Source organism: Streptomyces venezuelae (assembly GCF_008642295.1).
Taxonomy (GTDB): domain Bacteria; phylum Actinomycetota; class Actinomycetes; order Streptomycetales; family Streptomycetaceae; genus Streptomyces; species Streptomyces venezuelae_C.
The window spans coordinates 2,348,850-2,362,524 of the sequence record NZ_CP029190.1 but is presented as its reverse complement, the minus strand read 5'-3'; the positions used below and the strand labels follow the sequence as shown (position 1 = coordinate 2,362,524).

The 13,675-nt window shown below is 70.8% G+C and carries 15 protein-coding genes and 1 riboswitch; of the genes, 6 read left to right on the top strand and 9 right to left on the bottom strand.

All coding sequences use genetic code 11. The features are described 5' to 3' along the window. Positions 1-133: 133 nt before the first annotated feature. The 5 genes from DEJ50_RS10250 to DEJ50_RS10230 all read left to right on the top strand — a co-directional run bounded on the left by DEJ50_RS10250 (position 134) and on the right by DEJ50_RS10230 (position 5,266). Positions 134-1,363 (top strand): Ig-like domain-containing protein, encoded by a 1,230-nt coding sequence (locus DEJ50_RS10250; RefSeq protein WP_150207249.1) that lies wholly within the window; start codon positions 134-136, stop codon positions 1,361-1,363. A 42-nt stretch (positions 1,364-1,405) separates the two neighbouring features. After that, positions 1,406-2,173, top strand: coding sequence for an enoyl-CoA hydratase/isomerase family protein (locus DEJ50_RS10245; protein WP_150207248.1), 768 nt, complete (start codon positions 1,406-1,408; stop codon positions 2,171-2,173). A 249-nt stretch (positions 2,174-2,422) separates the two neighbouring features. Next, on the top strand, positions 2,423-2,926 hold the full coding sequence (locus DEJ50_RS10240) for an ATP-binding protein (RefSeq protein WP_150207247.1): 504 nt from the start codon (positions 2,423-2,425) through the stop codon (positions 2,924-2,926). A gap of 373 nt (positions 2,927-3,299) precedes the next feature. After that, positions 3,300-4,082, top strand: coding sequence for a polysaccharide deacetylase family protein (locus tag DEJ50_RS10235; RefSeq protein WP_150207246.1), 783 nt, complete (start codon positions 3,300-3,302; stop codon positions 4,080-4,082). Next, positions 4,079-5,266: a YncE family protein gene (locus DEJ50_RS10230; protein ID WP_150207245.1), complete on the top strand. Its 1,188-nt coding sequence runs from the start codon at positions 4,079-4,081 to the stop codon at positions 5,264-5,266. Before DEJ50_RS10235 ends, DEJ50_RS10230 begins: the two co-directional genes overlap by 4 nt. Before the next feature lie 56 nt (positions 5,267-5,322). On the opposite strand, the gene DEJ50_RS10225 is transcribed toward DEJ50_RS10230, so the two are convergent. Next, the gene (locus DEJ50_RS10225; protein WP_223838089.1) at positions 5,323-6,516 is read right to left on the bottom strand and encodes a cytochrome P450; all 1,194 of its coding nucleotides are present in this window, start codon (positions 6,514-6,516) and stop codon (positions 5,323-5,325) included. Then, entirely contained in the window at positions 6,506-7,222 is a 717-nt protein-coding gene (locus DEJ50_RS10220) for a tRNA-dependent cyclodipeptide synthase (RefSeq protein ID WP_150207243.1), read from the bottom strand. Before DEJ50_RS10220 ends, DEJ50_RS10225 begins: the two co-directional genes overlap by 11 nt. 280 nt (positions 7,223-7,502) lie before the next feature. On the opposite strand from DEJ50_RS10220, the gene DEJ50_RS10215 reads away from it, so the two are divergent. Further along, a complete protein-coding gene (locus DEJ50_RS10215) occupies positions 7,503-7,712 on the top strand; it encodes an EF-hand domain-containing protein (protein WP_150207242.1) in 210 nt (69 codons plus the stop codon). A 138-nt stretch (positions 7,713-7,850) separates the two neighbouring features. Here DEJ50_RS10215 and DEJ50_RS10210 read toward each other — a convergent pair whose 3' ends face one another. The 7 genes from DEJ50_RS10210 to DEJ50_RS10180 form a co-directional block, all read right to left on the bottom strand. Beyond that, on the bottom strand, positions 7,851-8,408 hold the full coding sequence (locus DEJ50_RS10210; RefSeq protein WP_150207241.1) for a PadR family transcriptional regulator: 558 nt from the start codon (positions 8,406-8,408) through the stop codon (positions 7,851-7,853). A 31-nt stretch (positions 8,409-8,439) separates the two neighbouring features. Beyond that, a complete protein-coding gene (locus DEJ50_RS10205) occupies positions 8,440-9,255 on the bottom strand; it encodes an energy-coupling factor ABC transporter ATP-binding protein (RefSeq protein ID WP_411757592.1) in 816 nt (271 codons plus the stop codon). Next, complete coding sequence (gene cbiQ / locus DEJ50_RS10200; RefSeq protein ID WP_150207240.1) at positions 9,252-10,001, bottom strand: cobalt ECF transporter T component CbiQ; 750 nt, start codon at positions 9,999-10,001, stop codon at positions 9,252-9,254. The genes DEJ50_RS10205 and cbiQ overlap by 4 nt, the downstream gene beginning before the upstream one ends. A 4-nt stretch (positions 10,002-10,005) precedes the next feature. Continuing rightward, the gene (locus DEJ50_RS10195) at positions 10,006-10,377 is read right to left on the bottom strand and encodes an energy-coupling factor ABC transporter substrate-binding protein (RefSeq protein ID WP_150207239.1); all 372 of its coding nucleotides are present in this window, start codon (positions 10,375-10,377) and stop codon (positions 10,006-10,008) included. Continuing rightward, positions 10,377-11,087 carry an energy-coupling factor ABC transporter permease gene (locus DEJ50_RS10190; RefSeq protein WP_150207238.1) on the bottom strand — a complete coding sequence of 237 codons (711 nt, stop codon included), beginning with the start codon at positions 11,085-11,087 and terminating at the stop codon, positions 10,377-10,379. Before DEJ50_RS10190 ends, DEJ50_RS10195 begins: the two co-directional genes overlap by 1 nt. Before the next feature lie 28 nt (positions 11,088-11,115). Next, a riboswitch (cobalamin riboswitch) is annotated at positions 11,116-11,311 on the bottom strand. Between the two features lie 111 nt (positions 11,312-11,422). Next, entirely contained in the window at positions 11,423-12,886 is a 1,464-nt protein-coding gene (locus tag DEJ50_RS10185) for an MFS transporter (protein WP_150212038.1), read from the bottom strand. Between the two features lie 197 nt (positions 12,887-13,083). Then, a complete protein-coding gene (locus DEJ50_RS10180) occupies positions 13,084-13,659 on the bottom strand; it encodes a hypothetical protein (RefSeq protein WP_223837687.1) in 576 nt (191 codons plus the stop codon). Between the last annotated feature and the right edge of the window lie 16 nt (positions 13,660-13,675).

Here is a 13,675-nt window from a genome sequence, read left to right as displayed (position 1 = left end):
GGTTCCGGGCCGGCGCGCGTTCACGTGGCCTCTGCATCAGTTGGGACGGAACGGTGACACGTCCGTAGCTCTTCGTCATACCCCCATGTGGTTACCTGTCGACAGCGCGCGCGACTGCCTGCGCGCGGGGGACATGGGGAGAAGAACAGTGAACGTCCAGCCGACACGTGCCCTGTCGGCCCTGCTGCTGGGGGCGGCCCTGCTGCTCACCTCGGCGTGCAGCGGCGGCAACAGCAACGGCACCGGCAGCGGCGGCGACACCAACAAGGGCGGCGGCAGCGGCAAGACCGGTACCGAGGCGTCCCAGGCGGTTGTCACCATCAAGCCGGACGACGGTGCCAAGGAGGTCGCGACCAGCGGCGTCCTGAAGATAACCGCGGCCGGCGGCAAGCTGGCCACCGTCACCGTCGCCGACACCAAGGGCAACCAGGTGGAGGGCAAGCTGGCCGCCGACGGCACCAGCTGGGAGCCCTCCCGGCACCTGGGCTCGGCCACCGAGTACAAGGTGCACGCGGTCGCCAAGGACCCGGCGGGCCGGGAGTCCGCCAAGGACATCACCTTCACCACCCTCACCCCGAAGAACACCTTCATCGGGCACTACACCCCCGAGGACGGTGCGAAGGTCGGCGTCGGCATGCCGGTCTCGATCAACTTCACCCGGGGCATCACCAACCCGGAGGCCGTCGAGAAGGCCATCACCGTCACCGCCGAGCCCGCCGTGCCCGTCGAGGGCCACTGGTTCGGCAACGACCGGCTCGACTTCCGCCCGGAGAAGTACTGGGCGCCCGGCACCAAGGTCACCGTCAAGCTGAACCTGGACGGGGTGGAAGGCCGCCCCGGGGTCTACGGCAAGCAGACCCGCACCGTCACCTTCAGCATCGACCGCTCCCAGGTCACCACCGTGGACGCGAGCACCCACCAGATGGAGGTGGTCCGGGACGGGCAGGTGCTCAAGAACGTTCCGATCACCGCCGGCGCACCGTCGACCACCACGTACAACGGGCAGATGGTCATCAGCGAGAAGTACAAGGTGACCCGGATGAACGGCGCGACCGTCGGGTTCGGCGGCGAGTACGACATCAAGGACGTGCCGCACGCGATGCGCCTGTCCACCTCCGGCACCTTCGTCCACGGCAACTACTGGGCCGCCGCGTCCACCTTCGGCTCGGAGAACGTCAGCCACGGCTGCGTGGGCCTGCGCGACGTGCGCGGCGCAGGGGACCCCAACGCCCCGGCGGCCTGGTTCTACGACAACTCGATCATCGGCGACGTGGTGATCGTGAAGAACTCCAAGGACAAGCAGATCGCCCCGGACAACGGCCTGAACGGCTGGAACATGTCCTGGGCGGAGTGGATCAAGTAGCCCCACTGCCGCAGGGTCGTTAACGGGTACTAACGTGCCCGTATGACCCTCACTCTCGAAGTCTCCGAAGGCGTCGGCACCATCCGGCTGGACCGGCCGCCCATGAACGCCCTGGACATCGCCACCCAGGACCGGCTGCGCGAGCTGGCGACGGAGGCCGCCGAGCGCACCGACGTCCGCGCGGTGATCCTGTACGGCGGCGAGAAGGTGTTCGCGGCCGGCGCGGACATCAAGGAGATGCAGGCCATGGACCACGCGGCGATGGTCGCGCGGTCCCGGGCCCTGCAGGACTCCTTCACCGCCGTGGCCCGGATCCCCAAGCCCGTGGTCGCCGCCGTCACCGGCTACGCCCTGGGCGGCGGTTGCGAGCTGGCGCTCTGCGCGGACTACCGGATCGCCGCCGAGGACGCCAAGCTCGGCCAGCCGGAGATCCTCCTCGGCCTGATCCCGGGGGCCGGCGGCACCCAGCGGCTGTCCCGGCTGATCGGGCCGTCCCGGGCCAAGGACCTCATCTTCACCGGCCGGATGGTCAAGGCGGACGAGGCCCTGGCCCTCGGCCTGGTCGACCGGGTGGTGCCGGCCGCCGAGGTGTACGAGCAGGCGCACGCCTGGGCGGCGAAGCTGGCCCAGGGGCCGGCCATCGCCCTGCGCGCCGCGAAGGAGTGCGTGGACGGCGGCCTGGAGGCGGACATCGACACCGGCCTGGCCATCGAACGCAGCTGGTTCGCCGGGCTGTTCGCGACCGAGGACCGGGAGCGCGGGATGAGCAGCTTCGTCACCGAGGGCCCGGGCAAGGCGAAATTCCTCTGAGTCCCGGCTGAGTCCCGCCGGATCGCCCCTGAGGGTGGATTAGCCAGGCCTTAAGGCGACCTTAAGGGCCTCGGCTGATCCACTCAGCGTGATGATCGCTGATCAGTGAGTCATCGCAGGTCGAAGCGGGTTGGGCGGCCTCTCGATGCCGACGGCATATGTCAGAACACCCCTGGGAGCCCACTGTTCCGGGGGGTGTTTTCCTGCGGAACGGCCCGGACGGGCCCCTTGGCCGTCCATGATGGGTGCATGGCGGGCCTGGAGGGTGTGGAACAACCGCGGCAGCGCAGCAGCGCGTCCGGCGTACGGCTGACGGCGGCTCTCGAGGACGAACAGGGCCTGAGGGCCCTGGAGTTGTACGGGAACCCGGCCGAGGGGGAAGTGACCCTGCCCTCACTCCCCGAATCGGCGGGGATCGCCCGCCGGCTCACCCAGTACACGGTGGTCCGGATGTGGGGGATGTCCCCGCAGATCGCCGAGCATGTGGTCCTGCTGGTCTCAGAGTTGGTCGGCAACGCGGTCCGGCACACCGGTGCCCGCTCCTTCGGGCTGCGGTTACTCCGCAGGCGGGGCTGGATCCGTGTCGAAGTGCGCGACCCCTCGCGCGGACTGCCCTGCCTGATGCCCGTACACGAACTGGACACCACCGGCCGCGGGCTGTTCCTGGTCGACAAGCTCTCCGACCGCTGGGGTGCGGACCTGCTGCCGCGCGGCAAGACCACCTGGTTCGAGATGAGGGTCGCCGACCGCTGAAACACCTGAAGCCCCCTGGCACCGAGATCGGGCACCGCGGGGGCTTCATGGATCCGCCGAGGATCGAAGGGGGTGTGATCCTCGGCGTAGCGTCTTCGCTCGGGTCAATGGGGAAGGCGCGATTCCGACTATGGCAGACAGTGGCCCAAATGCCAAAAGTCCCAAGACGGACATAAGTGTGCAAATAGTGAGAGTTTCTAGCTAAATCGTAGGTGAGATGGGCCACTCGCCTCGCTTTCGGTGAATAAATATCGACTACCACGTGTAATTCGTTGATCAAATGGTGGACGCGCCTCCGGATGGGTCGACTCCGCGAGCGTCCTGAATTGGGTCAATCATTACCTTCCGGGGCATCCGGCTCTTAAATGGGCGAGTGCCCAGTTACCCGGACCGCCGCACCGCCCTCCGCGCCGGAGCCGCGGTCGCCGCCGGAGCCTTCGCCGCCTCCTGCGGGCAGCCCTCCCGCAGCCCCGCCCCGGCGCCCCCGGCCGGATCCGCCGCGCCGGCCCGCCCGGCCGCCGCCGCGGCTCCGGCCCCGCGCGCCTTCCCCGGGCAGCCCGCCGAGATCGGCCACGGCCCCCGCGACCGCAACCAGGTCGCCCTCACCTTCCACGGCAACGGCGATCCCGCCACTGCCCGCTCCGTGCTCGCCCAGGCCGAGAAGGCCGGCGCGCGGCTGACCGTACTGGCCGTCGGCGAATGGCTCGACGCACACCCCGACCTCGCCCGCCGGGTCCTTGCCGGCGGCCATGAGCTCGGCAACCACACCCAGCGCCACCTCGACATCAACACCATGGCGGAGGCCGAGGCGTACGCCGAGATCACCGGCTGCGCCCAACGGCTCAAGCGGCTCACCGGCTCCATCGGCAGCTGGTTCCGGCCGTCCAGGACGCAGTACGCCAGCCCGCTGGTCCGGAAGCTGGCCGCCCGGGCCGGCTACCCGCACGTCCTCTCGTACGACGTGGACTCCCTCGACTTCACCTCGCCCGGTGCCGCGGCCGTACTCCGCAACGTCACCGGGACGATCCGCGCCGGATCGGTGGTGAGCCTGCACTTCGGCTACGCGGACACGGTCGACGCGATGCCGCCCCTCCTCGAAGAACTCGCGCGCCGTGGACTGCGCGCGGTGACCACCACGGAGCTGCTGACCCCATGACGACCCCCCGCCTTCCCCGGAAGGCCACCGTGCTGCTCGCCGGACTGGTCCTCGCCGCCCTGGCCGGCTGCGGATCCACCGACGAGGGCAGGCCCGAGGCGCTCGGCACCAAGGGGGTGGGCCGGCCCGCCAAGGCGGTGCCCGTCGCCCCGCCGGGACTGCCCGGGATGCCCCCGCTGCTGGACCCGAAGGACGTGTACGCGGCGGACCGGCCGAACCGGCTCTCCCCGGTGGTCAAGGACTTCCCGTCCCGGGTCTACGTACCGAACACCTCCTCCAACACGGTCTCGGTGATCGACCCGGCCACCTACAAGGTGATCGACACCATCCCGGTCGGCATCCAGCCGCAGCACGTGGTGCCCTCCTGGGACCTGAAGACCCTGTGGGTCAACAACAACCGCGGGCACACGCTCACCCCCATCAACCCGGCCACCGGGGAGGCGGGCAAGCCGGTCGAGGTGCACGACCCGTACAACCTGTACTTCACGCCCAACGGCAAGTACGCCGTGGTCATGGCCTCGATGGACCGGGAGCTGGTGTTCCGGCACCCGCACACCATGGACCGGGTGAAGACCGTGCCCGTCAGCTGCTACGGGGTCAACCACGCGGACTTCTCGGCGGACGGCCGGTACTTCATCGTCTCCTGCGAGTTCTCCGGCGAACTCCTGAAGGTCGACACCGAGAAGATGGAGGTCATCGGCCAGCAGAAGATCCCCTTCGAGGGCGCGATGCCGCAGGACGTGAAGATCTCCCCGGACGGGAAGACCTTCTACATCGCCGACATGATGGCCCACGGCATGTGGGTGCTGGACGGCGAGAAGTTCACCACCCCCAAGCTGCTGCCCACCGGCAAGGGCTGCCACGGCCTGTACGTCAGCCGGGACTCCCGCGAGATGTACATCTCCAACCGCGGCGAGGGCACCGTCTCCGTCTTCGACTTCCCGCAGAACCGGCTCACCAAGAAGTGGGCCCTGCCCGACGGCGGCAGCCCCGACATGGGCGGGGTCTCGGCCGACGGCAAGGTGCTGTGGCTGTCGGGCCGGTACGACGGCGAGGTGTACGCCCTCGACACCGCGACCGGCAAGCAGCTGGCCCGCATCCCGGTGGGCGCCGGCCCGCACGGCCTCGCGGTCTACCCCCAGCCCGGCCGCTACTCCCTCGGCCACACCGGCATCTTCCGCTAGGAGCCCCGGGGTACGACGGTGCCCCGGGACACCGCTCCCGGGGCACCGCCCTGTGTTCACCAGGCGACCGGGAGCCGCTCCGGCAGTCGCTTGATGAAGCCCGTACGCCAGACCAGGTTCTCGGCGGGGACCGCCAGCCGGAGCCCGGGAAGCCGCTCCACCAGCACCTCCAGCGCGATCTCGGCGTGGGCCCGGCCCAGGGCGGAAGCCGGGCAGAAGTGCCGGCCGCCCCCGAAGGCGAGATGGGGGTTGTCCGCCCGCTCCAGGTCCAGCTCCTCGGGGTTCTCGAACACCGCCGGATCGAAGTTGGCACCCTCGATCAGCACCAGGACCAGCTCGCCCTCCTTCACCAGCACGTCCCCGAGACGGACGTCGGCGAGCGCGATCCGCGGCAGACCGTCCCCGACCGACAGGTTCCAGCGCAGCAGTTCGTCGACCGCCCCGGCCATCCGGTCGGGATGGGCGTGTAGGTAGCCGATCAGCTCCGGCCGCTGGAGCAGGGCCAGTACGGCCAGCACCAGGAACGCGGAGGTGGACACGGCGCCGGCCCCGAACAGCGAGACCGCGACGGTGGCGAACATCTCGTCGGTCAGGTGGGCCGACTCCGGGTCGGCCTCCTTCAGCCCGGCGAACCTGCCCAGGAGCCCCGTACGCTCCTGGGCCTCCCGCGCGAGCTGGGCGTCGAGCTGCCCGGCGAAGTACCCGACGTCCTTGTACCAGTTGAGGGCCGAGTCGGCGAAGGGCTCCCGCGCGGTCATGAACGCCACGTCCAGCCCCGACATCAGCCGCCGCCTGTCCGTGACCGGCACGCCCAGCACCCGGCAGTGCAGTGCGGCCGAGAAGGGGTCGGCGAAGCCGCCCCGGAGATCGGCCGGTCCGCCTTCCGCCGCCATCGCGTCGATCAGCTCGTGGGCGGTGGCGCGCAGGAACTCCTGCAGGCCCTGCTGCCGCGGGTTGAGCGACTTCATCACGGCAGTGCGCAGCCCGGCGCTGTTGATGTTGCCCATGTTGTTGACGACCTCGGGCGGGATCGTCAGCGCGTACTGGCGCGGCACACCGGCGTTCGCCGTGTCCTTGAGGCTGAACCGCTCGTCCTCCAGCACCTGCCTGGCCAGCGCGTGGCTGCTCACCAGCCAGGCGTGGTCGCCGGTGAGCGTACGGACCCTCGCCACCGGGGCCTTCTCGCGCAGCCAGGAGCACTCCTCGGGGAGGACGTCCCCCCGCCGGGAGAGGGGGAAGTCAAGCTGCACGGTGGTCAACGACGTTCCTTTCGGGCCGTACGACGGCGTAGGCCTGGTTGCGGGTGGCGCGGAGGCCGCCGCCGCGGGCGAAGAGCACCTCGGTGAGCGGCATCCTGACGTGGTAGGCGGCGACGGACGACGGCACGTCGAGAATGCTGGGGGTGTCCACGAAGAAGGGCAGCTCGGCTGCCATGTAGTCGAAACACACCTGCAACTGACCGTCGGTGATGGATTCACCTTCCGGCAACTTCGATCCGACGAAGTGAAGGGCCATCTCCTCGCAGCCCTTGCGGAACTCGTCATCGGTCTCCAGGAAATGCAGCACGCGCCGGTGCAGCAACTGGTAAACGGGATTGTCCTGGAACTCTGAGAGCGCCCTCACCCGGATCTCGGCGTGCTCGGGTCCTGATTCCTCCACGCCCTTGAGTATCCGCCGCCGGACCGCCTTGATCTCTTTGGCGGCGCGCTTCTCCGCGTGTTCCGGCGTGTAGCCGAAGGCGGCGAACATGCGGTCCACGTGGAGGTCTGCGTAGACGAAGTCGACCTGCGCGAACCGGGGTACGGCCCACCGGGCGAGTCCGGCGATGCGCTCGGCGCTGAAGTAGCTGTTTCCCGGACTCACGCCGATGAGCACATGGTCGCCGTCTTCCCAGATATGCCGGCAGGTGCGGGTGAAGGGCAGAACTTCGAATGATGCGTCAGCTGTGATCGTCACCTGTGTGATCGCCCTTGTTGCCGCTTGTCCCTGGGAGCCCTGCGCTCCTGGTGTGGCGGCAATGCCGGTACGTTATGCGGCGACGGCGGAGCGTGACAAGCCCGGTTCGGATTTGTTGGCTGGAATTATCGCTTCCGCTGTCGCCAGAAGGTCCGATTCCGCGTTACGGAAGGGTAATTGAATTTCTGTCGGCCGCCCGGTCGGGGGCCCGGCGGCGGGGACGCCCCCGGGGCCGCTACCCTGAGCCGGTCAACAAGCACCAAGAAGGGGTGGATCCCAAGTGGCGGACATCGAGAGCGCGCGCGAGACCTTCGACCGGTTCGACGTGGACGGCGACGGCTACGTCACGGCCGACGAGTTCAAGGCCGCCATGGCCGCGATGGGCGACGCGTTCGCCGGTCCGGGTGCGCAGGCCGTGATCGCCGCGAAGGACAGCGACGGCGACGGCCGGATGAGCTTCGAGGAGTTCTGGGCCTCGCGCGCCAAGTAACCCCCACGGCCCGGCAGCCCCGGTCCGGCCCCGGCCTGGCCGAACCCCGGCCCCGGGCGCGGCCTTTGGGGCCGACGGAGCCGGAGCCGCTGTCCGGGCGGGCCCCGCCCGGACCCGGGCGCGGCCCCGCCTCGGGGGTCAGGCTTCCGGTTCGGGGGGTGTCATGCGGGCGACTTCGGCCATCGCTTCCGTCAGCCAGTCCAGCCAGAACGTCTCCAGGCCGATCCCGCCGCGCAGCACCAGCCGCCGCAGCCGGTCCTCGTCGCTGCTGCGCCGCTCGGGCGGGAAGTCCTTCTCCTCGATGGCCTCGTACTCGGCCAACTGCCGCCGGTGCAGCTCCAGGTGCCGGCGCAACTCGGCCGTGAGCCCGGCCGTTCCCACCACGCCGGCCGCCCGCATCCGCAGCAGCAGCGGGTCCCGGATCGGCTTCGGGTCCTGGCTCTCGCCGACCCAGCGGGCCAGCTCCGCCGACCCGGCGGGCAGCACCTCGAACTCCTTCTTCTGCCCCCGCGCGGGCTGTTCGCTGGGCAGCGCCCGGATCAGACCGGCCTCCTCCAGCCGGCCCAGCTCCCGGTAGATCTGCTGGTGCGTGGCCGACCAGAAGTACCCGATGGACTTGTCGAACCGGCGGGTCAGCTCCAGCCCCGACGAGGGCTTCTCGAGCAGGGCGGTGAGGATGGCGTGCGGCAGCGACATGCCGTCCATTGTGTGGCCTGCCGGATCCGGCTCACCGCCAGGAGCTCAGCGCCTCCGGGGTGCGCGGGCCCGCGGCATCGGCCGCGAGGAGGCCGCGGTCGCGCAGGAACGCGGCCACCGAGGGCGCCCACGCCCGGCGCAGGCCCGCCGAGGAAAGCAGTTCCGGATCGGAGAGCAGCGGGCCGGCCGGGCCGGTCCGGATCCCGTCCGGGGTCAGGACGGCCGCGTCGTCGGCCCAGCGGACCGCGAGGTCCACATCGTGGGTGGCCATCACCACCGTGGTGCCGGTCAGTCCGGCGAGCACGGCGAGCAGCCGTTCCTGGCCGTCCGGGTCCAGCCCGGCGGTCGGCTCGTCCAGGATCAGCACCCGCGGGGCCATCGCCACCGCCCCCGCGATCGCCGCCCGTTTGCGCTGCCCGTAGGAGAGCAGGTGGGTGGGCCGGTCCCGCAGGTGCGTGATGTCCAGGGCGGCCAGGGCGGCGTCCACCCGGCCTTGGACCTCGGCCGTGGCCAGACCCTGGTTCAGCGGGCCGAAGGACACGTCCTGCTCCACCGAGGCCGCGAACAGCTGGTCGTCCGGGTCCTGGACCACCAGCTGCACCGAGGACCGCAGCCGGGTCAGGCCCGCGCGGTCGTACCGTACCGGCGAGCCGTCCAGCAGCAGCTGCCCCGAGCCCGGCCGCAGGCCGCCGCTCAGCAGCCGCATCAGCGTGGTCTTGCCGCTGCCGTTGCGGCCCAGCAGGACCAGCCCCCGCCCCTCGGCGATGGCGAAGTCCACCCCGGTCAGCACCGCGGGCCCGTCCTCGTACGCATAGCCCGCACCGGACAGTTCCACCAACGGCTTCAAAGCCAGAGTCCTTTCAGTACGAGGGTCGTGGCGACCACGACCGTCAGCAGGGCCGCCGATGCGGCCAGGAACCGCGCCGACAGGGCCGCCTCGGGTACCAGCACCCGCAGGGTGCCGTCGTACCCGCGGCCCGCCAGGCCGGCCTGGAGCCGGCCCGCGCGGTCGAAGGCCCGGACGAAGGCGGTCGCGGCCAGCCCGGCCACCGAACGCCAGGCCGCCGCCCGGCCGGTGTGCCCCAGCCGGGCCGCCTGGGCCCGCCGGACCTGGGCGAGCGAGTCCAGCAGCAGGAACCCGATCCGGTACATGACCAGCGCGACATCCACCACCGGGGCCGGCACCCCGGCCCGCACCAGGCGGGGCAGGACGTCCGAGACCGGGGTGGTGAAGGCGAACAGCAGCACCCCGAGCGAGGCGGCCGAGGTCCGCAGCAGCAGCTCGGCCGCGTGCCGGGGGCCGTCCGGGGCCAGCGAGACCCAGCCGGCCGGGCCGCCCACCGCGAACAGCAGCGGGACGGCTCCGGTGACGCAGAAGCCCAGCGGGATCCGGAAGGCCCGCCACAGCTGCCGCCCGGCCACCCCGGCCGGGCCCAGCAGCACGGCGAGGGTGGCCGCGGCCACCAGCGGCGCGCCGGGCCAGGGCGGCAGGCACACCGCGGCGGCCGTCAGCCCCAGGCCCAGCAGGGCCTTCTCCAGGGGATGACGGTGCCGCCAGCGGCTGGTGTGGGCCGCCGCGTCGATCGGCAGCACCGGGTCAGGACTTCGCCGGTGCGGCGCCGGCCGTCGCCGGCCCGTCGGCCGGCTCGGCGGTCGCGGTGCCGGTCGCGGTGGCCGCGCCCTGGCGGCGCCCCTTGCGCAGGCCGAAGTAGTACGCGAGCACGCCCGCGCCCAGCGCCGCCTGGAGGGCGAACAGGGCCGACTCCACCTCGCCCGACGGGGGCTCGTACAGCGGGGAGAACCACGGCTCGTAATCCGGCTTCAGCTCGGTGATGGCCGCCTCCGCCTGCGCGTCGGCGCCCGCGAACGGCTCCTCCTTGCCGTCGCCCAGTCCCAGCGCGAGCGGCAGCACCGCCAGGGCCGCCACCACCAGCAGCAGCAGAGTGTTGATCTTCGCGTTCCTCGACATCAGACCGACGCCTCCTGCTTCTTCTGCTGCTGCTTGTCCTGCGTACCCGTCAGCTTGGCGACACCCAGCCGGACCAGGTCCGACGTGCTCGACTGCATCAGCAGCCGCATCACCAGCACCGTCAGCAGGCCCTCGCTGACCGCCAGCGGGATCTGGGTGACCGCGAAGATCCCGCCGAACTTGCCGAGCGCGCCCGCGAACCCGGTGCCCGGGTCCGGGAAGGCCAGCGCCAGCTGGACGCTGGTGACGCAGTAGGTGACCAGGTCGGCGAAGAAGGCGCCGAAGAAGACGGACACCATCAGCGGTGCGTCGAACCGCTTCAGCAGCCGGTAGACCCCGTAGCCCGCCCAGGGGCCCGCAATGGCCATCGAGAAGACGTTGGCGCCCAGGGTGGTCAGGCCGCCGTGGGCCAGCAGCAGCGCCTGGAAGAGCAGGGTGATGGTGCCGAGCACCGCCATGATCGGCGGCCGGAACAGGATGGCACCCAGCCCGGTGCCGGTGGGGTGGGAACAACTGCCCGTCACCGAAGGGATCTTCAGGGCGGACAGGACGAAAGTGAACGCTCCGGACGCGCCGAGGAGCAGGGTGCTCTCCGGATTCGACTTGACCTCACGGGTCAGCGCGCGGACTCCGTGGACGACGAAGGGAGCGGACGCGGCGCCCCAGGCGACCGCGTGCAAGGGGGGCAGGAAGCCCTCGGCTATATGCATGAGTGGGGAGACCTCTCCAGCACCTCGTGGATGGACAACGCACCTCGGCCGGTCTCCTGGCTCACGGGTACTGATGCCCTGGCTCCGCCTTCCCGGGCAGCGCGGACTCCCCGCGTCAGCCCAGTGGCTTCCCGCAGGATTGGAGCCGGACTTCCCGATCACAGTGGCGAGGGCCGCACCGGTTTTTCACCGGTTTCCCGAACACCAAGGCCCGATGACCCTAGTCGGCGCCGTGACCGGCCACAACCCGCCCCCGCGGCCGGTTGGCCGGCCGGCTGCGGGGGCAGGGACGACGCAGTCGGGTAGCGCCGCCTTCGAGGACTCCGAGGCCGTGGTCAGTGGCCGTTGCCGGCGGCCCTGAATCCGCCCGGCACCATCCACAGGACCAGCAGGGCCACGACGGCCACGATGCCGACGGACACATAGGCGGTGGTGGTGAGCGCACTGTCGAAGGCGGACCGGGCGGCGTCGAACAACTGCTCGCCGGCCGGTCCCGGCAGTGCCTCGGCCGCCTCCTTCGCACCGCCGATCGATTCGTGGGCGAGCGCGGGCGCGGTGTCCGGCATCCGGGCGGCGTAGAGGGCGCCGTGGACCGAGCCGAGCAGCGCCACCCCGAGGCCCACCCCGAGTTCGTAGGCGGTCTCCGAGACGGCCCCGGCCTGACCGGCCCGGGACGTCGGCACCGCGGACACCAGGGTGGCGGCGCTGGCGGTGATGGCCAGTCCGTCACCGAGGCCGAGCAGGGCGAGGAAGACGGCGACGTAGGCGTACGAGGTCGGTTGGGGGGCCAGGGCCAGCAGAAGGAAACCCGTCAGGAGTCCCAGCAGTCCGATGCACAGCACCGCGCGGACGCCGATGCGGTGCATCAGGCGCGGGGCGAGCAGGGCACCGATCAGCATGGCCAGGGCCACCGGCAGGGTGCGCAGACCCGCCTGGAACGGCGAGTAGCCGTGTACGTACTGGAACCAGAGGGAGAGCAGGAACAGGGCGGCGCCGGCCGCGATCATGGCCATGAGGGTGACGAGAGCCGCCGCGGTGAACGGCCGGCTCAGGAAGAGCCGTACGTCGAGCAGGGGGTCCGGCAGCTTCAGCTGGCGGCGGGCGAACGCGGTGAGCACCAGCAGTCCGACGGCCAGGACGGCCAGGTCGGTGAGGGCGAGGCTGCCCTTGGCCACGTGCTTGATGCCCCAGGCGAGCGCAACGATGCCGACGACGGAGAGCGCGGCGCTGGGCCAGTCCAGGGCGTGGGTGCCGGCCGCCTTGTATTCGGGCAGCAGCCGTAGGCCGGCCACCACGGTCACCACGACGACGGGGACGTTGACCCAGAAGGCCGCCGACCAGCCGAACTGTTCGACGAGCAGCCCGCCGATCAGCGGGCCGATGGCGGCACCCGCACCCGCGACCGCGGCCCAGATGCCGATGGCGACGGTCCGCTCGCGCGGGTCGGTGAAGATGTTCCGGATCAGCGACAGGGTCGAGGGCATCACCATCGCGCCGCCGAGGCCGAGCAGGACCCGTCCGGCGATCAGCACGGCCGGGCTGGTGGCGGTCGCGGCGACCACGGAGGCCAGGCCGAACAGGACGAAACCGATCAGGAAGAGCCGCTTGCGTCCGTACCGGTCGCCGATCGCGCCGGTGGTCACGAGCAGGCCGCCGAGGACCAGACCGTAGACGTCGATGATCCACAGCTGTTGCAGGGCGGTGGGCTGCATGTCGTCGATGAGCGAGGGCAGCGCGACGTTCAGGATGGTGGCGTCCATGGCCACCAGGAGCAGGCTGGCGCACAGCACGGCGAGCATGACCCAGCGTCCGGATCCGGACGCCGGTCGGGGTTCCGTGGCGGCACCCGTGGGGTTCAGGGTTCGAGCCACGGATATCTCATCCTTTCGGGGGAGTTATGTCTATTTCACCTTCCTTTCCAAGGTAAATGGCCGGTATCGCCTTGTCCAAGGGCTTTGGTCCCGGGTGTCCGGGACCAGGGAACCCCGCCGTCGCGTCAGCAGACGTTGGCGTGCTTGACGTCCAGCACGAACCGCTCCGGCCCGTGCAGCTTGAAGGTCTTGTACTCCGGCCTGGTGTTGAAGGCGGCGCCGAAGGTCACGTACCCCTCGTAGTCGCCGGTCATCGCGATGCCCTTGAGCTTGGGCAGCCAGATCTTGAGGAGCTTGGGCCCCTTGTAGACGGACTGGCCCGCGTCGTTGTGCCCGGCGGCGGGGTGCAGCCGGATCTCCAGGAAGTACTTGCCCGCGAGCGGTACGGGCTTGCCGGAGCCGTCGTAGTAGAGCTTGGCCGCCCTGCGGACGGTCACCTCGGGGACGTACCCCGCGATGTCGATGACGAGCCGGTCATACGTGCAGTGACCGCCCCAGCGGGCGTTGACGACCAGCGGGGTCTGGGTCTGGGCTTGGGCCCGGGGGGAGAGCTGGGCCCGGGGCTGGGCCGCGGCCGGTGCGGCGAGCACGACACCGGCGGTGAGGAGGGTGCCCGTGGCGAGAGCCACGAGCTGCTGACGACGCAGATGGTTCATGGCGTCCCCCGATTCTCCGGATATGGGGACAATGCTGTCGTCCATGGAGACACCCGCCGGC